Annotated in this window: 21 protein-coding genes; 14 read left to right on the top strand and 7 right to left on the bottom strand. The window is 72.7% G+C overall.

Features of this window, described 5'->3' with window-relative positions; all coding sequences use genetic code 11:
• Nucleotides 1-475: 475 nt before the first annotated feature.
• The 6 genes from AC2XR2_RS39910 to AC2XR2_RS39885 all read right to left on the bottom strand — a co-directional run bounded on the left by AC2XR2_RS39910 (nt 476) and on the right by AC2XR2_RS39885 (nt 6867).
• Nucleotides 476-1582 (bottom strand): NAD(P)/FAD-dependent oxidoreductase, encoded by a 1107-nt coding sequence (locus AC2XR2_RS39910; RefSeq protein WP_330262703.1) that lies wholly within the window; start codon nt 1580-1582, stop codon nt 476-478.
• A gap of 138 nt (nt 1583-1720) precedes the next feature.
• Entirely contained in the window at nt 1721-2140 is a 420-nt protein-coding gene (locus tag AC2XR2_RS39905) for a DUF3224 domain-containing protein (RefSeq protein ID WP_491517790.1), read from the bottom strand.
• Nucleotides 2141-2188: 48 nt separating this feature from the next.
• Nucleotides 2189-3103 (bottom strand): YceI family protein, encoded by a 915-nt coding sequence (locus tag AC2XR2_RS39900; RefSeq protein WP_381296931.1) that lies wholly within the window; start codon nt 3101-3103, stop codon nt 2189-2191.
• 43 nt (nt 3104-3146) lie between these two features.
• On the bottom strand, nt 3147-4214 hold the full coding sequence (locus tag AC2XR2_RS39895; RefSeq protein WP_491517789.1) for a maleylacetate reductase: 1068 nt from the start codon (nt 4212-4214) through the stop codon (nt 3147-3149).
• Nucleotides 4211-5080, bottom strand: a complete 870-nt coding sequence (locus AC2XR2_RS39890) for an intradiol ring-cleavage dioxygenase (protein ID WP_491517788.1) — start codon at nt 5078-5080, stop codon at nt 4211-4213. The genes AC2XR2_RS39895 and AC2XR2_RS39890 overlap by 4 nt, the downstream gene beginning before the upstream one ends.
• Nucleotides 5081-5127: 47 nt before the next feature.
• Entirely contained in the window at nt 5128-6867 is a 1740-nt protein-coding gene (locus AC2XR2_RS39885) for an FAD-dependent oxidoreductase (RefSeq protein ID WP_381296937.1), read from the bottom strand.
• 252 nt (nt 6868-7119) lie between these two features.
• Between AC2XR2_RS39885 and AC2XR2_RS39880 the strand changes: the two genes are divergently transcribed.
• The 3 genes from AC2XR2_RS39880 to sigJ all read left to right on the top strand — a co-directional run bounded on the left by AC2XR2_RS39880 (nt 7120) and on the right by sigJ (nt 11161).
• Nucleotides 7120-8832 carry a sigma-54-dependent Fis family transcriptional regulator gene (locus AC2XR2_RS39880; RefSeq protein ID WP_491517787.1) on the top strand — a complete coding sequence of 571 codons (1713 nt, stop codon included), beginning with the start codon at nt 7120-7122 and terminating at the stop codon, nt 8830-8832.
• A 157-nt stretch (nt 8833-8989) separates the two neighbouring features.
• A complete protein-coding gene (locus tag AC2XR2_RS39875) occupies nt 8990-10111 on the top strand; it encodes a PP2C family protein-serine/threonine phosphatase (protein WP_330262710.1) in 1122 nt (373 codons plus the stop codon).
• Between the two features lie 129 nt (nt 10112-10240).
• Nucleotides 10241-11161 carry an RNA polymerase sigma factor SigJ gene (gene sigJ, locus AC2XR2_RS39870; protein ID WP_381296941.1) on the top strand — a complete coding sequence of 307 codons (921 nt, stop codon included), beginning with the start codon at nt 10241-10243 and terminating at the stop codon, nt 11159-11161.
• Between the two features lie 420 nt (nt 11162-11581).
• Here sigJ and AC2XR2_RS39865 read toward each other — a convergent pair whose 3' ends face one another.
• Nucleotides 11582-12322 (bottom strand): SDR family oxidoreductase, encoded by a 741-nt coding sequence (locus AC2XR2_RS39865; RefSeq protein WP_491517786.1) that lies wholly within the window; start codon nt 12320-12322, stop codon nt 11582-11584.
• A gap of 175 nt (nt 12323-12497) precedes the next feature.
• Between AC2XR2_RS39865 and AC2XR2_RS39860 the strand changes: the two genes are divergently transcribed.
• The 11 genes from AC2XR2_RS39860 (at nt 12498) to AC2XR2_RS39810 (ending at nt 22428) form a co-directional block, all read left to right on the top strand.
• Nucleotides 12498-14627, top strand: coding sequence for a sensor histidine kinase (locus AC2XR2_RS39860; RefSeq protein ID WP_491517785.1), 2130 nt, complete (start codon nt 12498-12500; stop codon nt 14625-14627).
• 147 nt (nt 14628-14774) lie between these two features.
• Nucleotides 14775-15752: an aldo/keto reductase gene (locus AC2XR2_RS39855; RefSeq protein WP_491517784.1), complete on the top strand. Its 978-nt coding sequence runs from the start codon at nt 14775-14777 to the stop codon at nt 15750-15752.
• 67 nt (nt 15753-15819) lie between these two features.
• Nucleotides 15820-16263: an RrF2 family transcriptional regulator gene (locus AC2XR2_RS39850; RefSeq protein ID WP_330262715.1), complete on the top strand. Its 444-nt coding sequence runs from the start codon at nt 15820-15822 to the stop codon at nt 16261-16263.
• Between the two features lie 70 nt (nt 16264-16333).
• The gene (locus AC2XR2_RS39845; protein ID WP_491517783.1) at nt 16334-17530 is read left to right on the top strand and encodes a globin domain-containing protein; all 1197 of its coding nucleotides are present in this window, start codon (nt 16334-16336) and stop codon (nt 17528-17530) included.
• A gap of 59 nt (nt 17531-17589) precedes the next feature.
• Nucleotides 17590-18492, top strand: a complete 903-nt coding sequence (locus tag AC2XR2_RS39840; RefSeq protein ID WP_491517782.1) for a dihydrodipicolinate synthase family protein — start codon at nt 17590-17592, stop codon at nt 18490-18492.
• A 170-nt stretch (nt 18493-18662) separates the two neighbouring features.
• Nucleotides 18663-19388, top strand: a complete 726-nt coding sequence (locus AC2XR2_RS39835) for a response regulator transcription factor (protein ID WP_381296953.1) — start codon at nt 18663-18665, stop codon at nt 19386-19388.
• Nucleotides 19389-19472: 84 nt separating this feature from the next.
• Complete coding sequence (locus AC2XR2_RS39830; protein WP_330262719.1) at nt 19473-19976, top strand: MarR family winged helix-turn-helix transcriptional regulator; 504 nt, start codon at nt 19473-19475, stop codon at nt 19974-19976.
• Between the two features lie 124 nt (nt 19977-20100).
• A complete protein-coding gene (locus tag AC2XR2_RS39825) occupies nt 20101-20739 on the top strand; it encodes a DsbA family protein (protein WP_449352082.1) in 639 nt (212 codons plus the stop codon).
• Between the two features lie 9 nt (nt 20740-20748).
• Nucleotides 20749-21555 (top strand): MBL fold metallo-hydrolase, encoded by an 807-nt coding sequence (locus tag AC2XR2_RS39820; protein WP_491517781.1) that lies wholly within the window; start codon nt 20749-20751, stop codon nt 21553-21555.
• Nucleotides 21556-21557: 2 nt separating this feature from the next.
• On the top strand, nt 21558-21974 hold the full coding sequence (locus tag AC2XR2_RS39815; RefSeq protein WP_449352211.1) for a nuclear transport factor 2 family protein: 417 nt from the start codon (nt 21558-21560) through the stop codon (nt 21972-21974).
• A gap of 100 nt (nt 21975-22074) precedes the next feature.
• Nucleotides 22075-22428 carry a VOC family protein gene (locus AC2XR2_RS39810; RefSeq protein WP_330262723.1) on the top strand — a complete coding sequence of 118 codons (354 nt, stop codon included), beginning with the start codon at nt 22075-22077 and terminating at the stop codon, nt 22426-22428.
• Nucleotides 22429-22442 lie beyond the last annotated feature (14 nt).

The raw sequence follows: 22442 nt of genomic DNA, 5'->3' as shown, positions 1-22442 counted from the left end.
CCGGCCGAGAGGCTCGGGGCGGGTCGGCATCGCCGGCGGCCGGGAAGCTCGGGTCAGGGTCGGCGCCTTCGCGCACCGGAACACCTGCACGCGCCCCCACACGACCACCCGCCGAAACCACCCGCATACCGGTCCCCGCCGCCGCACGCCGGGAGCCCGGAGCGACTCGGCATCACCACACGCCGGACGCCCCTGAGCCGCTCCACAGCACCACACACCGAAACGCCCCGAGGCCGCTCCGCAGCACCACACACCGGAACACCCCGAGGCCGCTCCACAACACCACACCCCGCAACACCCCGAGGCGGTCCGCAGCACCACGCGCTGGAACACCCCGAGGCCGCTCCACAGCACCACACGCCGGAACACCCCGAGGCCGCTCCACATCACCACACCCCGGAACACCCCGACGCCGCTCACCGTGGCCGTGTCGGAAGGTCCGGCCCGGGGGCGCCGTCGAGGTCAGCGGCAGCGATCACGCGGCGGTGTAGCCGAGTTGGCGTCGCATGTACGGCGTCATGAGGGTCTTCGCCTTGGCCAAAGTGGTGGTGCGGCCGCCGAGGACCGCCGTCTCGCCGCCCGGCACCGGGAGCATCGTCACGCCGTCGGCCGGGCCGAAGGGGACGATCAGTGGGGTGCGGTGGATGGGTCGATAGAAGCGGGGCTCCTTGCGGTGGCGGCCCGAACTGTTCAGGTGGGCGCGGATGTTCCAGGCGGCGAGGTCCGCCTGGGCGAGCGCGGCCGGGGTGATCTTCAGCTCGCTGGCGTCGTTGACGTCGCCGACCGCGAAGACGTCCAGGTGCCCCTCGGCCCGCAGCGCCCGGTCGACCTTCACATGCCCGGACGGGTTCAGCCAGTCGCCGTGTCCGGCGAGGCGCAGCCAGAGCGTGTTGGGCGTGGTGCCGGTGGCCCAGAAGGAGAGGTCGGCGGAGATGACGTCTCCGTGGGCTTCGCGGTAGGTGCCGAAGTCGTTGCCCGGCGACATGAAGGAGTTCAGCCGGATCTCCACGTCGTGGGCCTCCAGCCAGGCGAGCGCCCTGCGTCCGGCCCGCTCGCTGCCGGTGTTGCTCAGCAGCGCGGGACCGGAGTGCGCGAGCGTGACCCGGACGTCCGGCCGGGCCAGCCGGATCTCGGCGCTGAGCTCGACGCCCGAGGGTCCGCCGCCGACCACGAGGATGTGCTCGGCGAAGGCGATCTTCTGCTGGTGCTCGTTGAAGGTCTTCACCGCCTCCTCGGTGGTGGTCCCGCCGAACCGGGCCGGTGCCGGATAGTCGGCGCCGGTCGCGATCACCACCACGTCGTACGGCAGCCGCGTCCCGTCGGCCAGCAGCACCCGCCGTTCGGCGGTGTCGATGGTGACCGCCTTGCCGACGACGACCCGGCCGTGGCGCAGCAGCCGGTCGTACGGGATGAACGGGGTCACCGTCCACTCCCTGCGCACACCGGCGCGCAGGGAGGAGATGCGGTGGAAGAAGACCTCCTTGCGGTCCACCAGGGTGACCCGCGCCGTGGGGTCCAGCCGTTTGGCGAGCCGGACGCCCGCATATCCGCCACCGATCACCACTACGTCGCCGTCACTCACCGAGTCTCCTGAAACCGTGGGGGGAGGAGTGCCTTGACGGACCAGCCGCTCCCCCGAGCACTCGGATGACGGCGAGCGTAACGTTTGAAACCTCAAGTGTCAGCCGGGTCCTGTGAGCTTTCCGTGAAGTTGTCCCACTCAGGCGTCCCCGGCGCCCAACTCGTAGTCCAGCCAGATGCGGTGGGTGCCGTCGGCGTCGACCGCGAGGCCGCCGGTGCCGGAGATGCCCGCCAGGTCGCCGGTGCCGCTGGCGGGGACGATGTGGAAGAACTCCGCGCTGCGGTCGCTGCCGGAGGTCGTCGCCGAGTGCACGAAGTTGAAGGCGCCGGACCGGTTGTGCAGGGAGCCCTCGAAGGACTCCATGGCCACATAGGTGCCGACGCCGGACTCCTGGTCGTAGGCGGCGGTGAACAAGGTCGCCGCACGGCCGGCGACCTCGCCCTCGAAGTGCTTCTCGATCGTCGCGACGCCGACCGGGAGCCCGGTGACGACCGGCGGCTCCGGCTTCAGCTCGGTCGGCACGAACGCTTTGACGCTGAATGTTCCGTTGGCTCTCATGCGCCGACGGTACCGACCGGGTCCGACAATGCCCGCTGACCTGCGCGTCTACTCCGGCGGGGTCGGCGTGTCGTGGGTGCGGTACATGGCCTGGACGTCGAGTTCCAGCTGGACCGTGGGGCCGACGACCGCGATGCCCCGGGCCAGCATGGACCGCCAGTTGAGGGTGTAGTCCTCGCGGTGCAGTTCCGCCGTGGCGAGGGCCGCGCAGCGCAGTTCCTCGCCGTAGCCGCCGTTGACCGTGCCCAGATAGGTGGTGTCCAGGGCGACCGAGCGGCTCACGCCGTGCATGGTCAGGGTGCCCTGGAGGGTCCACTTGCTGCCGCCGCGGTAGGCGAAGCGGGTGCTGACGAAGTCGATGTGCGGGAAGCGTTCGACGTCGAGGAAGTCTCCGGAGCGCAGGTGGTTGTCGCGGGTGGTGTTGCCGGTGGTGATGCTGGAGGCGTCGATGCGGACCTGGACCCGGGACTGGGACATGTCCTGCGCGACCTGGATCCCGCCCTCGAAGCGCTCGAAGCGGCCGTGCACGTGCGCCATGCCGACGTGCTTGGCGATGAAACGGATCGCGGTGTGCGGCGGATCGAACAACCAGACGCCGGGCGTGGGGAGTTGGAGTGCCTGGGCGGGCTGGAGCCAGACCCGCTCGGCGGGTGCCGACCCGGTGGGCCCGACCTCGACGGTCTCGCGGTGCGGCTGGAGCCCCTCGGCCGCGGCCATCAGGCTGTAGCGGCCGGGCGGGAGTACGGCGACGAAGTAGCCGTAGGGGTCGGTCGTCCCGCGCGCCGCGACGCGGTGGGTGTCCAGGGCGGTGACGGTGACGTCGGCGCCTCCCATGGGCGAGCCCATCGGGTCGACGATCTCACGGGCCACGGCGCCCGCGCCTTGCGGGAGGGGGACGGAGAGGCCCGCCGCCTCGGCAAGGGCAGCCTTGGACCGCCGGCGCCTGAGGAGTGCGAGGGCCATGATGTTCACCTTTCCTAGGGGACGTGCTGTTCTGCTGCGGGACTCACGGCCGGCGGCCCTCGAAGGCCGCCTGGAGCACCGCCCGCACGCCGTCCGTCGTCACGGGACGCGGATTGGCGTACGGCTGCCCCGCCACCTGTGCGGCCGCCTCGGCCACGTCGGTCTTCTTCAGGCCGAGTTCGGCGAGGGAGCGCGGAGCGCCGAGGCGTCCGGCCAGGTCCCACAGGGCGTGTGACGGGTCGTCTGCGTCGAGTGCCCGGCTCAGCACGGACAACGCCCCGGGAACGGCGGGGGCGTTGTAGGCGAGGGCGTGCGGCAGGACGACCGTGTGGGTCTCGGCGTGCGGCAGGCCGAAGGTGCCGCCGAGGACGTGGCAGAGCTTGTGGTGCAGGCCCATGGTGGTGGACCCGAGGCAGGCCCCGCACAGCCACGCCCCGTACAGGGCCCGGCCCCGCGCGTCCAGGTCCGCGGGCCGCGCGGCGAGCAGCGGGAGCGCCTCGGCCATCGCCCGTACGCCCTCCTCGGCCATCAGCGCGATCAGCGGGGAGGTGTCGGGGGCGTAGAGGGCCTCGACGGCGTGCGCGAGGGCGTTGACGCCGCTGGTCACGGTCAGGGGCACCGGCAGGGAGACGGTCAGCTCGGGGTCGTAGACGACACTGCGGGGCTGGACCTTCGGATCGCGGCCGGTGCGCTTGACCCCGGCCTCCGTGAGGCCCCAGACGGGGGTCATCTCGGAGCCCGAGTAGGTCGACGGCACGGCGATCAGGGGCAGTGCGGTGCGCAGGGCGATCGCCTTGCCGAGGCCGATGGAGGAGCCGCCGCCGACCGCGACGACCCCGTCCGCGTCCACCGCTCGTGCCGCCGCCTCGGCCCGGTCGGCGTCCTCGACGGGGACGTGCATCCGGGCCTCCGCGTGCAGCCCGGCACAGCGGTCGCCGAGCGCGTCCGCGACCGCCCGTGCGACGGACTCGCCCCGGCTGCCGCACACCACCAACAGCCGCCGCAGGCCCAGGTGTTCGGCCTCGGCTGGGGTGGCGGTCACGGCGGCGCCGGGCCGGAAGACGACCCGGCCGGGGCGGCTCTCGTGGGTGAAGTCGCCCAGGTACGTCATGCGTTGGGCTCCAGGACGAGGTCGAAGCGGGCGTGCCGGAACGGGTTCGGCATGCCGAACTCCGCGGCCAGGGACGGGTCGTCGGTCGTGGCGAAGTCCTGCACCAGGCTCTGCTTCACGGCGAAGACGGCGTCGGAGTCGAGGTAGTCGCTGCCCGCGACGAAGATGTGCGTGGTGACGGGGACGTGCCCCTCGGCGCTCACGATGAAGTGGATGTGGGCGGGCCGGTAGGGGTGTCGACCGGTCGCGCGGAGCAGGTCGCCGACCGGGCCGTCGGTGGGGATCGGGTAGGGCGCCGGGACACAGGTGCGGAACCAGAAACGGCCCTCGGTGTCGGCGGTGAACAGTCCGCGTCCGTTGCCCGCGGGCTGTTCATCGGGCTGCTGGACGTCGTAGAAGCCCTGGTCGTCGGCCTGCCACACGTCGAGGACCGCGCCGGGCAGCGGGGTGCCGTCCGCGGAGCGGACCCGGCCGCTGACCACGCAGGGCTCGGCGCCGCCCACCAGGTCGATGTCGTCGCCGAGTTCCCGGACGGGCGACTCGGTCATGTGGAAGGGGCCGAGCACGGTGGACTCGGTGGCGCCCTGCACGCGGTCGCCGTTGATCGTCTCGACGAGCATGGAGACGCCGAGGACGTCCGAGAGGAGGATGAACTCCTGCCGGGTCTCGGTGCACTTCTGTCCGGTCGCCGTCAGGAAGGCGATCGCCTGCTCCCACTCCTGCTGGGTGAGCCGGCTCTCGCGCACGAAGTCGTGCAGATGGCCGATGAGGCCCGTGAGCAGCTCGCGCAGGCGGGGGTCGGCCGTCCGCCGGAGGCCGGCGACGGCCTCCTCGGTGACACCGGCCCCGATCGCGTCCGTGGTCATCCCGGTTCCTCCTCGTCGACGTGCGGGTTCTTCCATGGTCGCGCGTCTCAGGCGGGTCCGAGGATGCGACGCAGCGCGTCGGAGAGAAGTGCTTCGGCGTCGGGGGCGGCGGTCGCGTGCCGGAAGGCCACGAACCCGTCGGGCCGTACGAGCAGGGCGCCCGCGTCGGAGATCTCGCTGAGCCGCGCCCAGTCGCCGTACGGGTCCTCGTACTGCTGTCCGGGCCCGACGACGACGGTGGCGATGTCGAGGTCCTGTGCCTCGGCGGCCCGCAGCCAGCCCTCGCCGCCGATGCCGGTGAGGAGGGTGAAGCGGCCCTTGCCGACGGTGTCCAGGGTGGACACCGTCCGCGTGCCCGAGGTGAGCCAGGCGTGCGGGATGCGGGCGCCGGGGCGGGAGGTGGGCTGGTGGTGGAGTTCGGGGTCGCGGGCGAAGGTCTCCGCGGGAGTGCCGTCGGGGACGATCGCGTCCGAGGCGTAGCGCTGGTTGAGGTCGACGCCGTGCGCGTTGAACTCGTAGACCTTGAAGGCGATGGCCTCGCGCAGCTTCGCCCGCTGCTTCTCGGCGGCCTCGGTGGCGTCCTTGCGGGCGGCGATGTTGGCCCACAGCTGCTCGGGGGTCTGCGGGGAGAGGCCGTCGAGGGCCTCGAAGATCGGGGCGGTCTCGCCGATGGACTGGTTGGCGCGGGTGACGACCTGCCTGCCGATCGGGGCGCGTTCGGCGGTGTAGGTGTCGAGGAGCTTCGGGGCGGCGGTGCCGTCGAGGACGAGCTTGAGCTTCCAGGCGAGGTTGTAGGAGTCCTGGATGGAGGTGTTGGAGCCGAGGCCGTTGGACGGCGGGTGGCGGTGGGTGGCGTCTCCGGCGCAGAAGACCCGGCCGTGGGAGTACGTCTCGGCGTACATCTCGTTGACGGTCCAGGCGGAGGACGACTTGATGGTCACCGGGATCTCGTCGTCGCCGACCAGCTGCCGTACGACGGACTCGGCGTACTCCGTGGTGAGGTCGGGGGCGCCCGCCGTGACGTCGTACCCCCACACGATCAGCCACTCGTTCCACGGCCGTACGCAGCGCACCAGGCCCGCGCCGATGCCGCCGACGGTGGCGCCCGGGGCGAGGACCCAGTAGAGGGTGGAGGGGCGGTGGGCCGTGTACTTGCTCAGGTCGGCCTCGAAGACGATGTTGATGCTGCCGGCCACGCCCATCTGGCCGCCCATCGGCAGCCCGGCGTCCTCGGCGACCCTGGAGCGGCCGCCGTCGGCGCCGATCAGGTACTTCGCGCGGATCTCGTACGTGTCCCCGCGCAGCCGGTCCCGGACGGAGGCCGTCACGCCATCGGCGTCCTGGGTGTGGGAGAGGTACTCGGTCTGGAAGCGCAGGGCCGTGCCGCGGGCGACGGCCGCGTCGACCAGGACCGGCTCCATGAGGTGCTGGGGCATGTCGCACATGCGGGTGGGGCTGGCGAGTTCGTGGGCGGCCTGGACGAGCGGGTCGTTGCCCCAGGAACGCACCCGGCCGAGTTCCTCGCCGGCCAGGCTGGTGCAGAAGGTCGTGTTGCCCATCAGGTGCTGCGGGGTCGCCTGCGCGATCACCTCCTGCTCCACGCCGAGGTCGCGGAGCACCTCCATCGTGCGCTGGTTGGTGATGTGCGCGCGGGGGGTGTCGGCGAGGCTCGCGTAGCGGGTGACGACGATGTTGGGGACGCCGTAGGTGCTCAGGGCGAGCGCGGCCGAGGCTCCGGCCGGCCCGCTGCCTACGATCAGGACGTCGGTCTCGACGACGGTGGACACGGGGCGCTCCTGGCGGGGCTCACGGACGGCGGACAGTCTTGATCATGGTGGGGCGGGGCGGTGTGCGGGTGTCTCAATTCGATACATCTGCCTCCGGCGGCCGGGGCCCGGCTGCGCCTCCGGGGTTTCGGCTGCATCGCCTCCGTCGGCGAGGTTCCTGCCGCATCGGCCTCCGCCTCCCCCGGCCGGGATCCGCCCGCCGAACGGGGCAGTCGTTGCGCGTTCAACCGAACCCGCTACGGTGGGTTCGTCGTGACCACCACAGAGCCCTCCCCCGCAGTCCACGCCCTCCCGCCGCTGGGAGTGGCGCGGGAGCACTTCCTGTCCGGGCACCCGGTGCCCGACGGGGTTCCGGAGGAGGTGCTCGCGGCGTGGCGGCGGGCGCGGTTCTTCGGTGTGCCGCACGACCTGAAGGAGCCCGCCGCGCCGGTGCCCCGGCCCGGCGAGTCCCTCCTGCTCGACGCCGCCCGGCCGGTGCTCGAACGGATCGCCCCCGCCCTGGGCCCCGGCCGCTCGGTCCTCGTCCTCACCGACGCGCGACTGCGGGTGCTGTGGACGTCCGGCGGGGCCCCCGGACTGCCCCTGTGCCCCGGACTGTCGGAGCAGGAGGTCGGCCACAACAGCGCGGCCCTCGCGCTGCGCACCCGGCGCCGGGCCGAGGTGCACGGACCCGAGCACTTCCTCGACGTGTGGCAGGACGTGTCCGCCGTCAGCGTCCCGGTGCTCGCGCCGAAGAGCGGCCACGCGCTCGGCACGCTCACCGTCGCCTCGCACCTGTGCGGCGGCCGCCCGCCGCATCCGCAGGCGGCGCTCGCCGAGGCCGCGGCCACCGCGGTGGAGGCCGAACTGCTCGCCCGGGCGGGACGCCCCGAACAGCTGCTCCTCGACGCCTACTTGCGGGCCGTACGCGGCGACGACCGCGCGGTGGCCGCGCTGGACGGCCGCAACCGTCTGCTCAGCGCGGCGGCGGAACGGCTGGCGACCGAGGAAGTGCTGCGGGCTCTTGAGCGTACGGCGGTGACGGCACGGCACGCGGACACACCGCCGGCGGCCGCACTGCCCGAGGACGCCGGGTGCACGGCCCGGATCGACGTGGTGCGGCAGGACGGGGCGGTCCTGGGCATCGTGGCCGTCCTGGAGGCGCGGGACGAGCACACACCGCGGCCCCGGCCACGCCCCCTCCCCGCCCTGGCCGGTTCCTCGCTCCCCTGGCGGTACGCCGTGGACCGCGCCGCCGGACTGACCCGCTCGCCCGAGCCCGTCCTGCTGACCGGTGAGCGCGGAACGGGCAAGACCGCGCTGGCCCGTGAGTTGCTCGGCCGCTCGCCCGTCCGCATCGTCGACGCGGCCGAAGACGGCGCACTCGAAGGGGAGTTGGCGCAGTGGGCCGCGCGGGGTCCGCTGCTCCTGCGGCACGCCGAACGGCTGACGCAGCCCGCCGTGGCCGCGCTGAACTCCCTGCTCGACGCGCACCCGGACGCCCGGCTCCTGGTCACCCACACCCCCGGCACCCCGCCCGGCCCGTGCCTCCAGCGGCTCCTCGACAAACTGGCCGCCCGCTCGGTCACCCTGCCGCCGCTGCGCGAACGCACCGAGGACATCAGGGAGTTGCTGGCGGCCCTCGCCCCGCGCCCCGCGCCGGGCCGTCCTCCGCTGACCTGGACCCTGGACGCCCTGCGCGCGCTCGAACAGCACCCGTGGCCCGGGAACGTCACCGAACTGGCCCATGTGGTGCAGGCGTTGGCGGAGCACCGGCGGGCCTCCGGGCCGATCCGCCGGGCCGAGCTGCCCGACTCCCTGCGGGAGGGCCCCGCCGTCCGCCCGCTCAGCCCGATGGAGCACGCCGAGCGCGCCACGATCCTCGAGACCCTGCACCGCCACGGCGGCAACAAGTCCCGCGCGGCGGCGGCCCTGGGCATCGGCCGGGCGACGCTGTACCGCAAGCTGCGGGAGTACGAGGGCTGAGGCCCGTCCTGGTTCCGGGAGCGGAGCGCGGCTCCACGGGGCCCGGGGCGCCCGCCGCCGCCCCGAGGACTTGCCGCGCTGATCGGCGGGGCGGCTGAGCGGGTCACAGCAAGGCTGCATACCGTAGGAGGAGATCACCACCTGCCCGGGAGCACGCATGACCGGTAGCCGTCGTAAGAGACCCGGCGACGCCTTCGACGCCATCGAGCCCCCGGGCGATGCCGAGGTGGTCGTCGGGGTGGTGTCCGTGACCGTCCTCGTGGAGGTCCTCGGCGCGCTGTCCGGCTCCGAGGTGTGGCTCCTGGGGCTCCTGGTGTTCCTGCCGGGCGCGGCCTCGGCGCTGGGCACGGTCCGCCAGACGACGTTCGTCGCGGTGTGGACCACGGTCGTCGTCACCGCGAGCGTGCTGCTGCGGGACCGCGACGCGGGCCACTGGTTCGACCGCCTCCTGCTGATCCTGTTCACCGTGGGCCTCGCCGCGACCTCGGTCTACGGCTGCCACCGGCGGATCAGGCGCGAGGAGGCGATGCTGCGGCTGCGGTCCACCGCCGCGGCCATGCAGCGGCACATCCTGCACCCCCTCCCGCTGATCACCGACGACGTGCTGGTCAACGGCGTGTACGAGCCGCTCCAGGAGGACCGGCTGGTCGGCGGCGACATCTACGACGTCGTCGAGTCGCCGTTCGGTACCCGGGTGCTGATCGGGGACGTGCAGGGCAAGGGGCTGACCGCCGTGGGCGCCGCGTTCGCCGTCATCGGCGCCTTCCGCGAGGCCGCCTACCGCGAGCCCACCCTCACCGCGCTGGTGGACGCCCTCGACGCGGCGGTCGTACGGCACAACTCCTACGCCACGCACACCGGTGACGACGAACGCTTCGTCACCGCGCTCGTCGTCGGCGTCGACGCGGAGATGGAGGTGCAGGCCGTCAACTGCGGGCATGTCCTGCCGTACGTCCTGTACGACGGCAAGGTCAGCGCCCTCGATCTGGAGGCGGGTGTCCCCCTCGGCCTGGCCGAGCTCGCCGCCGAGCCCACGACCGTCGGCTGGTTCGACTTCCCCACCGGCGCGACGCTGCTGCTGAGCACGGACGGCCTCACCGAGACGCGCTCCGCCGACGGCACGTTCTACCCGGTCGACGAACGTCTGACGAACTACGTCGACTTCTCCCCCACCGAGCTGCCGCAGGCCCTGCACGAGGACGCCCGCACGTTCGCCGGGCACGGCGGCCAGCAGGACGACGTGGCCGTCCTGACCGTGCGCCGCGCGCGGCGACACTGAAGGTCCGAGGGACGCCGACTGCCTTGTCCCGCACGGGGATTGCCGCCTCACGGCTCCGGGTGCGGAGGGTGTCGGCGCCGTGCCGCCGGGTCCGGGGGCCGGGGGCTCCGGCGCCGTACCATCGGCCCCATGGACAAGCCTTCACCGCCGGCCGACGGTTCTCTCGACGAGGAGGCCGACGCGTTCCAGCGGCTGCGGCCCCGGCTGTTCGGGATCGCCTACCGGATCCTGGGCAGTGTGTCCGAGGCCGAGGACGTGGTGCAGGACGCGTGGCTGCGGTGGCAGGGCACCGACCGGGGCGGGGTGCTGAATCCCGGGGCCTTCCTCGCCAGGACCACCACCCGGCTGGCGATCAACGTGGCCCAGTCGGCGCGGGTGCGGCGCGAGGCGTACATCGGCCCGTGGCTGCCGGAGCCCGTGGACACGAGCGTGGACCCGCAGGTCGGCGCGGAGCGCGGCGAGGCACTGGAGCTGGCCGTGCTGCTGGTCCTGGAGAAGCTGAATCCGGTGGAGCGGGCCGCCTATGTGCTGCGGGAGGCGTTCGCCTATCCGTACGACGAGATCGCGGGCATCGTCCAGCTCAGCCAGGCCAATGTGCGGCAGATCGTCAGCCGGGCCCGCAAACGGCTGGCCGCGGAGCGCCGTGAACGGGTCGAGGCGGCGGAGCACCGGCGGCTCCTGCACGCCTTCGTCGCGGCGGCGCGGCACGGTGACGTGGCCGCGCTGGAGAGCGTGCTGTCCGCGGACGTCGTCGCCTACGCGGACGGCAACGGGCTGCGGGGCGTGGCGCGGCTGGAGGTCGTGGGCGCCGGGCGCGTGGCGAAGATCAGCGCGTTCGTCAACAAGTTCCTCCCCGGCGCCGAGTTCACCTTCGCCGAGGCCAACGGCCTCCCCAGCCTGCTGCTCCGCAGGGACGGCGAGACCGTCGGCCTGGTGAGCGCGACGGTGGGCCCGGACGGCATCGACGGCCTGTACTGGGTACTGGCACCGGAAAAACTCCGGGCGTACGAGAGGTCGTCGGGGCGGGCGGGGGGTGGGAGCGGGGGGTGAGCTGAGCTGGGGGCGGGGGGCGGGCGCTGACCTGGGGCCGGGGATGAGCCGAGCCGGGCGCGGGGGGCGCTGGTCTGGGGCGGCGGGTGAGCTGGGGTCGGGGGCGGGAGCTGGTGCTGATCCGGGGCGTCGGGTGAGCCGAGCCGGACGCGGGGGGGCGCTGGCCTGGGGCGGCGGGTGAGCCGAGCCGAGGGCGGGAGCTGGCGCTGGCCTGAGGCAGCGGGCGAGCCGAGCCAGGCGCGGGAGCGGGCGCTGGTCTAGGGCGGCGGGTGAGCCGGGGCGGGAGCGGGCGCTGGCCTTGGGCGGCGGGTGAGCCGAGCCGGGGGCTGGTGCTGCGGCGGCCGGGGCTCCCACTGGCACACGCCTTCCAGCTCAAGCCCCTCCCTGCCGCTCCCGCCCGGCCCCCGCTCCCCGCCCCCGTCAGTTCCCTGCGAGCCAGTCCTCGTAGCGCGTCGGCGCCGTAGGGACCGTGTCGTCGCCGGTGAGGACGCCGTCCGGGATGCCCGCGAACATGCCGGCGCTCTCGTCGGTGACGACGCGGCGGCCGTCCGGCTTCGCGGCGAGGGTGAGTTCGGCGAGCCGGTCGAGGCGGTGGATCTCGGGGCCGGCCAGCAGGCGCAGCCCGTTCACCGGCTCTCCCTGCGCCGCCTCGGCGACCACGGCGGCGACGTCCGCGGCGGCGATCGGGCGCAGCTGGGTGGCCGGCAGGTGCACGTCCCGGCCCTCGGTGGTCAGGTCCATCACGGGCGCGACGAACTCGTAGAACTGGGCCACCCGCACGATCGTGAAGGGCACCCCGCTCGCCCGTACCGCGTCCTCCTGCGCGACCTTGGCCAGGTAGTAGCCGAGCCCGGGCACCTGGTCGACGCCGATGATGGAGAGCGCGACATGGTGGCGGACCCCGGCCTCCCGTTCCGCCGCCGTGAGGTTCCGCATCGCCCGCGTGAAGAAGTCGATGGCGGCGTCCTTCTCGAAGGACGGGGAGTTCGCCACGTCCACGACCACGTCGGCCCCCTTGAGCACGTCCGCGAGCCCCTCCCCGGTGAGCGTGTCGACGCCCGTGCTCGGCGCGGCCGCCACGGCCTCGTGGCCGCCCGCCCGGAGCAGGTCCACCACCTGCGATCCGATGCGGCCGGTGCCTCCGATGACGACGATCTTCATCTCTGTCTCCCTCTCCTGTCCGGGTCCCGCGGTGACGGGACCCTCGGAGACAGGACCGGACAGCGGCGGAATCTGTGACAGCAGACGAAAAACTCCGCAATCTGAACAACTCCACGGGGGCCCCACGTTGTTTAAGAGTGAAGGACCCGAGGCGAATCAGAACCGTGAGGCCATCTTGTCGAAGACACCGTCCGCCGCCCGTCTGGGCCTGGGGACCCGCAACTGGCGGGTGGCGAGAAAACTCCAGGCCATCCTCCTCATCCCGGTGATCATCGCCCTGGTCCTCGGCGGCATCCGCGTCAAACGCTCGGTGGACACCTGGCAGGACGCCGACGACGCGGTCCGGGTCGCGGAACTGGTCCGGGCCGCGAACAAGTACGCCAGCGACGCCATCAACGAGCGCGATGTGTCGGTCATCCCGCTGGTCAAGGGCGACCGGACGTCGAGCGTGGTCACCAAGGCCCGGGCCGTGACCGACGCGGACGCGAAGGCGTTCGACGAGGCGGTACGGCGGATGCCGCAGACCCCCGGGCTGCTGCGCCGGGTCGAACTGGTCCGCGTCGGCGAGAAGCAGCTCGCGTCGGTGCGCGCCAACGCCTTCACGCCCCGGCTGACCGGTGTGCAGACCGAGGAGAGCTACCACGCCGTCCAGCACCCGCTGATGGAGATCTCCAACGAGCTCGGCTTCGGCAGCACCAACCAGGCCAGCTTCGGCCGCACCCTCTACGCGGTCTCCCTCACCCAGGCCGCCGAGTCCCTGATCCGGGCGATCGGCACCCACCTGCTCACCGAGGACCGCAGCAAGCTCGCCCAGGGCGAACTCCAGGTCCAGCTGGGCTCGTTCAGCTCGTACGTCTATCTCGAGCAGGTCGCGCTCCAGGAGTACGCCGGTGCCGGCACCGCCGGTGACATGACCCGGCTGCGCAAGGCGCTGACCGACGCGGAGGCGCAAGGCAAGGAACAGGTCGCGAAGGCCCAGGGTCAGGCCGAGGCGGCCGGACGGACCTTCGTGGCCCCGCCGAGCCTGGAGCGGATGACCAGCGAGATCGCCTCGGGCAAGTCGGCGGAGCAGCTCGCCGCACAGGGCATCACGCCCGAGACCTTCTTCGCCGCCTCCACGCTCAGCTTCGACGCGTACCGCAGCGTCGAGGTGTACCTCACCGACAGCGCCCTGGCGGACGCCCACAGCATCGCCGACGACGCCCGCACCGACGCCATCGTCAATGCCGCGCTGGTCCTGTTCGCGGTTCTGGTCGCCTTCCTGCTCGCCGCCTGGGTGGCCCGGACGATGAGCACCAGCATGCGCCGGCTGAGCGCCTCGGCCCACGAGATCGCCGAGCAGCGGCTCCCCGCGCTGCTCACCCAGCTCACCCGGGCCATCCCCGGCCGGGTCGACTCCCAGGTGGCGCCGATCCCGATCACCACCACGGACGAGATCGGCGAGGTCGCGCGCGCCTTCGACCACGTGCACCGCGAGGCCGTCCGGCTGGCCGCCGAACAGGCCCTGCTGCGCGCCAACATCAACACGATCTTCAGCAACCTGGCCCGCCGCAACCAGTCCCTGATCGAGCGTCAACTCGCCCTGATCACGGGCCTGGAGGGCAAGGAGGCCGACCCCGACCAGCTGGCCAACCTCTTCAAGCTGGACCACCTCGCCACCCGGGTCCGACGCAACGGCGAGAACCTCCTCGTGCTCGGCGGCGAGACCCCCGCCCAGCAGTGGAACCAGCCGCTGCCCCTGGTCGACGTGATCCGCGCCGCGGCCTCCGAGGTCGAGCAGTACGAGCGCGTGGAGCTGTCGGGCGTCCCGGAGGCCGAGATCCACGGCCGGGCCGTGACCGACCTGGTGCACCTGCTGGCCGAACTCCTGGAGAACGCCACGACGTTCTCCTCGCCGCACTCGAGCGTCCGGGTCACCGCGGCGCGGCTGCCCGACGGGCGGATCATGGTCGAGATCCACGACCGGGGCATCGGGCTGCCGCCCGAGGACCTGGCCGACATCAACCACCACCTGGCCGACCCGCCCACCGTGGACGTGGCGATCTCGCAGCGCATGGGCCTGTACGTGGTGGGCCGCCTGGCCGACCGGCACGGGGTCCGGGTGCAGCTGCGCCCGGGCGACGAGGGCCAGGGCACCACCGCGCTGGCGATGCTGCCCGACACGATCACCTACCGGGCGCCCGGGGCGGCCCCCGACCCCGACACCCTGGCCCTGGCCGCCTTCGCCGACCCCCGCCTCCAGGACGCCGCCGGCCGCAGTTACGAGGCGTGGGACGACCGGCCGACCCACCGGAGGCGGCCCTGAGACACCTCGGCATACCGGGGCGCGGGTGCGCCGCGCCCCGGGCCGGCGCCGGTGTGCATGAGCAGGGGCCGGTAAATGCCCTTGGTGCGGCGGCACTTGTGACGGCAGGATGATCGTGTGGCGTCGGCGGCACGAGGGAGGACCCGGATGAAGCGGAACCGGCTCGGGAGGACCGAGGTGCACGTCACCGAACTGGGCTTCGGTGGCGGCCCGCTCGGCGGACTCTTCGCACCGCTGGACGACGAGACGGCGGCCGGCGCACTGGAGGCGGCCTGGGACGGCGGGATCCGCTACTTTGACACCTCCCCGCACTACGGCATCGGGCACTCCGAGCGCCGCACCGGTGCCCTGCTGCGGGACCGGCCCCGCGAGGAGTTCACCCTGTCGACCAAGGTCGGCCGGCTACTGGTCCCCCAGGACCCGGCGGGCCGTACGGACGAGAGCTTCGCGGTGCCCGCCACCCACCGCAGGGTCTGGGACTTCACCCGGGACGGTGTGCTGCGCAGCGTGGCGGACTCGCTGGAGCGGATGGGCGTCGACCGGATCGACGTGCTGTTCCTGCACGACGCGGAGGAGCGTTTCGAGGACGCGCTGCGCGACGGGTACCCGGCTCTCGCCGAGCTGCGCGCCCAGGGCGTGGTGGGCGCGATCGGCGCCGGGATGTACCACCCCGGCAAGCTGACCCGGCTGGTCAGGGAGTCGGATGTCGACGTGGTGATGCTGTCCGGCCGCTACACGCTCCTCGACCACAGCGCCCTCGACGACCTCCTGCCCGCCTGCACCGAGCGGGGCGTCTCGGTGCTCGCCGCGTCGGTCTTCAACTCCGGCCTGCTCGCCACGGCCCGCCCCGCCGAGGACGCCACCTTCGACTACGCGCCGGCCGCACCGCAGTTGGTGGAGCGCGCGCATCGCATCGCCGACGTCTGCGAGGCCCACGGCGTGACGCTGCCGGAGCTGGCGATGGCGTTCCCGCTGCGCCACCCGGCGGTCGCGGGCATCGTCATCGGCATGCGCACGGCGGACGAGGTGCGCGGCAACCTGGCGGCGTTCGCAGCGGACATTCCGGCTCAGGTGTGGGACGACCTGCGCGGTGAGGGGCTGTTGGACGAGCGCGCGCCGGTGTGACGCACACCCTATCGACAGCACCTCCAGTAAATACGTATTTCCCATGCGTATTTGATAGCGTCCTCGCGTGAGGCTGACCAAGTTCACCGACCTGGCCCTGCGTGCCGTGATGCGCCTGGCCGTCTCCGAGCGGGACGAGCCCCTGACCACCCGGGAGGTGGCGCAGGACATGGGCGTGCCCGCCGCCCACATGGCGAAGGCGATCAGCCGGCTCCAGCATCTGGGAGTACTGGAGACCCGCCGGGGCCGCGGTGGCGGGCTGGGCCTGACCGAGCCGGGCCGGCACGCCTCGGTCGGCTGGCTGGTGCGGGAGCTGGAGGGTGAGGAGGAGGTCGTCGCCTGCGAGGGCGACTCCCCCTGCCCCCTGCGCGCGGCCTGCCTGTTGCGCCGTGCGCTGCGCGACGCACAGGAGGCCTTCTACGCCACGCTCGACCCGCTCACGGTGACCGACCTGGTGCGGTCCCCCACCGGCCCCGTCCTGGTCGGCCTCTCGGGCCGCCGCCCCGAGTAACCGGCACCGCCCGTGAAGCCCTTCCGCCACGGCTTTAAATGCGAAGATCATTTACCACTTAGGGAGAGTCATGCTGTCCGAGCAGTCCACCCCGGTCGTCCGCGCCACCCTGCCCGTCGTCGGCGCCGCCATCGGCGAGATCGCCGAGGCGTTCTACACCCGGCTCTTCAAGGACCGGCCCGAGCTGCTGCGCGACCTGTTCAACCGCGGCAACCAGGCCAACGGGGAGCAGCAGAAGGCGCTCGCGGGCTCGATCGCGGCCTTCGCGGGCCTGCTGGTCGAGCACCCCGAGTCCCGGCCGGACGCGATGCTGGCCCGGATCGCCCACAAGCACGCCTCGCTCGGCATCACCTCCGACCAGTACAAACTCGTCCACCAGCACCTCTTCGCGGCGATCGTCGAGGTCCTCGGCGACGCGGTCACCCCGGCCGTGGCGGCGGCCTGGGACGAGGTGTACTGGCTGATGGCCAACGCCCTGATCGCCCTGGAGACCCGGCTCTACCAGGAGTCCGGCGGTGCGGAGGGCGGGACCTGGCGGCCGATGGAGATCGTCGAGCGGCGCGAGGAGACCTCCGACACCGTGTCCTTCCTCCTGCGCCGCACCGACGGCACCCCGACCGGGGCCTTCCGTCCCGGGCAGTACGTCAGCGTCCAGGTCCAACTGCCCGACGGCGCCCGGCAGATACGCCAGTACAGCCTCTCCGGCGCCCCGCGGGACCCGTACTGGCGCATCACCGTCAAGCGCGTCCGGGCCGGTGCGGATCCGGCGGGCGAGGTGTCCTCCTGGCTGCACGAGCACGCCCGCCCCGGTGACGCGCTCACCGTCTCCGCGCCGTTCGGCGATCTCGTACTGCCCGCGGGGGACGGCCCGTTGCTCCTGGCCTCCGCCGGGATCGGCGTCACCCCGATGCTGTCCATGCTCCACCACCTTGCGGCCCAGGACCCCACCCGCCCGGTGCTCGTCGTGCACGCCGACCGCACCCCGGCGGACCACCCCCACCGCGAGGAGCAGCGCCGGCTCGTCGAGGCGCTCCCGAACGCCCGACTGCACCTGTGGTACGAGGAGTTGGACGGGAGCGCGCCCGACGCCTCGGCCGGCCGCGCCGACGTCGGTGCGCTCGACCTGCCCGTCGGTGTGACCGCGTACCTGTGCGGTCCGCTGCCCTTCATGCGCGCGGTGCGCGGGGACCTGCTCTACCGTGGCCTTCCCGCGCACTCCGTCCACTACGAGGTCTTCGGCCCGGACCTCTGGCTCGGCACCGAGTAGTCCGGCCTGCGCACCGCGGTGCCCGACGGACAACCGCGCCCCGACGAAAGGGACTTCCCGTGCTGTTCACCGGCCTCAGCGCCTTCCCGCTCACCCCGTCCGACGAGTCGGGCATCGACGAGAAGGCGTACGCCCGCCTCGTCTCGCGCCTCGCCGAGGCCGGGGTCGATTCGATCGGCGCGCTGGGGTCGACGGGCAACTACGCCTATCTGTCCCGCGAACAGCGCGCGGCGGCCGTGCGGATCGCCGTCGAGGCCGCCGACGGGGTGCCGGTCATGGCGGGCATCGGCGCGCTGCGCACGTCCCAGGTGCTGGCCCTGGCCGAGGACGCCCAGCGGGCGGGCGTCTCGGCGGTCCTGCTCGCCCCGATGACCTACCAGTCCCTCACCGACGACGAGGTGTTCGGCCTGTACGAACAGGTCACCCGCGAGCTCTCGGTCCCCCTGTGCGTGTACGACAACCCGGCCACCACGCATGTCCGGTTCACCGACGAACTCCACGGCCGTATCGCCGCGTTGCCGCAGGTCGCCGCGATCAAGATCCCGCCGGTCCCGGACGACCCGGCCGCGGCCCGGCAACGCGTCGAGGCGCTGCGGGCCCGGATCCCCGGGTCCGTGGCCATCGGCGTGAGCGGGGACTGGGCGGCGGCCGGTGGCCTGAACGCCGGGTGCGACACGTGGTACTCGGTCACCGGCGGCCTGTTCCCCCGCACCGCGCTCGCCCTCACCCGGGCCGCGCAGAGCGGTGACGCCGAGGGGGCCGTGGCCCGGTCGGCGCAACTGGAGCCGCTGTGGGGGTTCTTCCGCCGCTACGGCGGTCTGCGCGTGATGTCGGCGGCGGCCGCGCACCTGGGCCTCGCCACCGAGCCGAACCTGCCGCTGCCCCTGCGCGGCCTGCCCGCCGACGCCCGGCGCGACCTGGTGGCCGTACTGGACGAGTTGGCCCTGGGAACGAACGCGTGACACACCCCGGCACGACCACGGCCGTCGCCGGGGAGTAGGGCGCCTACTGCGGCCGTATCACTCGCACCCGGCGGGTTCGGCCCTTCGGCCGAGGGAAACCGCGGACCGCGCCTCTACCTTGGGTTTCGGGTCCCCCCAAGGCCCTTTGGTGCACCCCCCAGGAGAAGACAGTGCACGTACTCCTCGTCGAGGACGACCGGTTCGTGGCGGATTCCCTACGGCGCGGTCTGGCGCGCTACGGCTATCGCGTGACGTGGGTCGCGACCGGGCGCGACGCGCTCGCGGCACCGGTGACCGACTTCGTGCTGCTCGACCTCGGACTGCCGGACATCGACGGTCTGGACGTGTGCCGGGAGCTGCGCGCCCGCGGTGACGTGCCGATCGTGATCCTCAGCGGACGGGGCAGCGAGACGGAGAAGGTCGTGGGTCTCGAACTGGGCGCGGACGACTACCTCGTGAAGCCGTTCCTCACCCGTGAGCTGATCGCCCGGATGCGCGCGGTCCTGCGCAGGGGCCCGACCGGACCGGCCTGTCGCCACCTCCCGCACCGGGACACCTACGGGCGGCTGTCCGTCGACCGGCGGGCCCACCGCGCCTTCCTGGACGATGTCGAAGTGCCCCTGAGCCCGAAGGAGTTCGCCCTGCTCGCCTTCCTCACCGAGCGGCTCGACACCCTGGTGACCAGGGAGGCCATCATGGCGTCGGTCTGGGACAGCAACTGGTTCGGTCCGACGAAGACCCTGGACACCCATGTGACCACCCTGCGCCACAAGCTCGGCGGTGCGCTCCGCATCCAGGCGGTGCGCGGAGTCGGTTTCCGACCGGTCCTCGGATCCGACACCCTCGGAATCGACGCGCCCGCCGAGGCCACCGTACTGATGCACCGCTCCTCGTGAGCCGCTCCCGGGGCAGGACCCCGCCGAGCCGCGCTCGCGCGCCGGGCACGATAGGTTCCGCCTCTGGGAACATACGGAGGTGCCGTGGGCGAGCAGAACGCTCAGCAGGAGATCACGACCGCGAAGCAGGCGGCGGACGACGAGCTGGTCCTGGCGTTCGGGCGGCTGCAGGGCGCCGCGAACCGGCTGGAGTACATCCTGGGCCGTCGGATAGAGGAGGAGTGCGGGATCAGCCACCTGATGTACGAGGTGCTGCTGATCCTGGGCCGCGCGGGCGAGCCGGGGCTGTCGATGCGGGCGATCGGCCAGGAACAGGTGCTCAGCACGGGCGGGGCGACCCGGCTGGTGGACCGGATGGAGGCGGCGGGGCTGGTGCGGCGCGTCACGGACCCCCACGACCGGCGCGGACGCCTGGTGCGCCTGACCCCGCTGGGTGAGGAGACCGCCGTACGCGCTTCCCGCCTCCACGTCGAGAACATCAAGCGGTACTTCCTGGAGCCCCTGCCCGCGGCCCACCGGGAACGCTTCGCGGAGGACCTGCGCATCCTCAGTCACGCGGCCCGGGACTCCCTGCCTCAGCTGCCCTGAGCACCATCCCGCGACGTGCGTCACACCGATGGACCCACCCGCGTGGAAATATCTGACGAGTCAGATAATGTTCTCCGTGTGAGTGCCCGCACCAGGTGGGCGCCACGTTCCCCGAGGTCCCCCGATGAAGCTCGTCTACGTCTTCGACGCCTACTGCGGCTGGTCCCACGGTTTCTCGGCCACCTTGCGCGAGATCGTCTCCCGGCACCCCGAGCTACCGGTCGAGGTCGTCTCCGGCGGTCTGTTCACCGGCCCGCGCGCCGTGCCGATCCGGGAGTTCGGCCATGTACAGGGCGCCAACGCCCAGATCGCCGAGCGGACCGGCGCCGCCTTCGGCGAGGGCTACGAGCGGCTGATCGCCGACGGCTCGTTCGTGATGGACTCCGAGGCCGCCGCCCGCGGTGTCGCCGCCCTGCGCCGGGTGGCCCCCGACCGCGCGGTGGAACTGGCCACGGCCCTCCAGCACTCCTTCTACGCCGACGGACTGAGCCTGTCCGAGCCCGCCACCTACCGCAAGCTCGCGGAGTCGGCCGGACTGGACGCCGACGCCGTGGTCGCCGCGTTCCAGGATCCCGAGGCGTCCCTCGCGGCGGCGGACGACTTCCACCGTGCGGCCGAACTCGGTGTCACCGGCTTCCCCACCCTCCTGGCCGTCGACGGCGAGCACGTCGTCCCGCTGGCCCTGGGCCACGGCACCGCCGACGAGGTGGACCGGCGTCTCAAGGCCTTCGCGGCCTCCCTCACCTCCCCTTCCGACAACTAGGAGACCGTCATGAGCACCCTCGACTTCAAGGTCCTCGACCTGGACTTCCCGGCCGGCAGCAAGAACAAGACCGCGACCCTGGTCACCGGTGAGCGGGAGGCGCTGCTGGTGGACGCGGGGTTCACTCGCGCCGACGGGCACCGTCTGGTCGCCGAGATCCTCGACTCCGGCAAGACACTCACCACCGTGTTCGTCTCCCACGGCGACCCGGACTTCTACTTCGGCGCCGAGGTGATCGCCGACGCCTTCCCTGAGGCCGTCTTCGTCGCCACCCCGATCGTCATCGAGCACATCGCCCACTCCTACGAGGGCAAGCTCAAGGCCTGGGCCGCGCTCGGCCCGAACCTGCCCACCCGCCTGGTAGACCTGACACCGCTGGACGGTGACATCACCCTGGAGGGCCACACCTTCCAGCTCAAGGGCGGCCCGGCCGGCCTGCCCGACCGCCACTACCTGTGGCAGGCCGAACACCGCGCCCTCCTCGGCGGCGTCCTGCTCTTCCAGCAGGAACACGTCTGGGTCGCCGACACCCCCACCCCCGAATCCCGCACCACCTGGATCAACCTGCTCGACGAAATGGCCGCCCTCGACCCGCACCTGGTCGTCCCCGGCCACCGCCTGCCCGACACCGCCGCCGACGCCTCCGCCATCACCGCCACCCGCGAGTACCTGATCACCTTCGAGGAGGAGCTGGGCAAGGCCGCCGACGGCGCCGCGCTCACCGAGGCGCTGGTGGCCCGCTATCCGGGCAACGGCATGCTCATCGCCGCCCAGATCGGCGCGAAGGTCGCCAAGGGCGAGATGAAGTGGGGCTGACCATGACCGACACCCCCTTCGCCACCTCCACCGCCCCCGCCGACGTCGTCCGCCGCCAGTACCTGGCCTCCGCCGCCGGCGACCTGGACGCCCTGCGCGCCACCCTCGCCCCCGACGTCGAGTGGACCGAGATGGCCGGCTTCCCCCTGGCCGGCACCTACCGCACCCCCGACGGCGTCACCGCCCACGTCATGGAACAACTCGGAAAGGACTGGGACGGCTGGACCGCCCACGACGACACCTACGTCGCCGACGGCGAGAACGTCGTCGTCCTGGCCCGCTACACCGCCACCAACAAGGCCACCGGCAAGCCGATCGACGTCCGCGTCGCCCACCACTTCGTCGTCCGCGGCGGACTCATCGTCCGCTTCGAACAGTTCGTGGACACCGCCCTCGTCCGCGACGCCATGACCGCCTGAGTCGTCCCGCGGGGCAGGTCTCCCGGCAGCCCACTGGGTCGCCGCGAGACCTGCCCCGCGGTTCCGGCCCGCCCGGTCGCCGTCCTGGCAGGATGGCGTCATGGAACGTGTGCTTGGAATCGGCGGATACTTCCTGCGGGCCACCGACCCGACGGCCCTGAGCGCCTGGTACCGCGACTGCCTCGGCCTGGAGGCCGACGAGCACGGTCTGTGGCGTCCGGAAGCCGGGCCCACCGTGTTCGCGGCGTTCGAGGCCGGGACCGACTACTTCGGGTCGCGCACCCAGCAGACCATGCTCAACTTCCGGGTCCGCGACCTGGACGCGATGCTCGCGCAGCTGCGCGCCCAGGGGGCGGACGTGGCCGAGGCGACCCAGGACATGGAGGGCGTGGGCCGCTTCGGCTGGGTCACCGATCCCGAGGGCAACCGGATCGAACTGTGGCAGCCCGCCTGACCCTGCGGGCCGCC

The organism is Streptomyces sp. LS-MS-L19 (assembly GCF_058382285.1).
Note: the sequence above shows the minus strand (reverse complement) of the source record. Positions and strands in the feature narration are given on the sequence as shown.

Bases quoted from the DNA above. Each gene is read 5' to 3' on its own strand.
- AC2XR2_RS39895 (WP_491517789.1), bottom strand. From the start codon at position 4,214: ATGACGTACCTGGGCGACTTCACCCACGAGAGCCGCCCCGGCCGGGTC.
- AC2XR2_RS39855 (WP_491517784.1), top strand. From the start codon at position 14,775: ATGAAGCGGAACCGGCTCGGGAGGACCGAGGTGCACGTCACCGAACTG.
- AC2XR2_RS39815 (WP_449352211.1), top strand. From the start codon at position 21,558: ATGACCGACACCCCCTTCGCCACCTCCACCGCCCCCGCCGACGTCGTC.
- AC2XR2_RS39820 (WP_491517781.1), top strand. From the start codon at position 20,749: ATGAGCACCCTCGACTTCAAGGTCCTCGACCTGGACTTCCCGGCCGGC.
- AC2XR2_RS39865 (WP_491517786.1), bottom strand. From the start codon at position 12,322: ATGAAGATCGTCGTCATCGGAGGCACCGGCCGCATCGGATCGCAGGTG.
- AC2XR2_RS39905 (WP_491517790.1), bottom strand. From the start codon at position 2,140: ATGAGAGCCAACGGAACATTCAGCGTCAAAGCGTTCGTGCCGACCGAG.
- AC2XR2_RS39875 (WP_330262710.1), top strand. From the start codon at position 8,990: ATGACCGGTAGCCGTCGTAAGAGACCCGGCGACGCCTTCGACGCCATC.
- sigJ (WP_381296941.1), top strand. From the start codon at position 10,241: ATGGACAAGCCTTCACCGCCGGCCGACGGTTCTCTCGACGAGGAGGCC.
- AC2XR2_RS39810 (WP_330262723.1), top strand. From the start codon at position 22,075: ATGGAACGTGTGCTTGGAATCGGCGGATACTTCCTGCGGGCCACCGAC.
- AC2XR2_RS39845 (WP_491517783.1), top strand. From the start codon at position 16,334: ATGCTGTCCGAGCAGTCCACCCCGGTCGTCCGCGCCACCCTGCCCGTC.
- AC2XR2_RS39900 (WP_381296931.1), bottom strand. From the start codon at position 3,103: ATGGCCCTCGCACTCCTCAGGCGCCGGCGGTCCAAGGCTGCCCTTGCC.
- AC2XR2_RS39825 (WP_449352082.1), top strand. From the start codon at position 20,101: ATGAAGCTCGTCTACGTCTTCGACGCCTACTGCGGCTGGTCCCACGGT.
- AC2XR2_RS39890 (WP_491517788.1), bottom strand. From the start codon at position 5,080: ATGACCACGGACGCGATCGGGGCCGGTGTCACCGAGGAGGCCGTCGCC.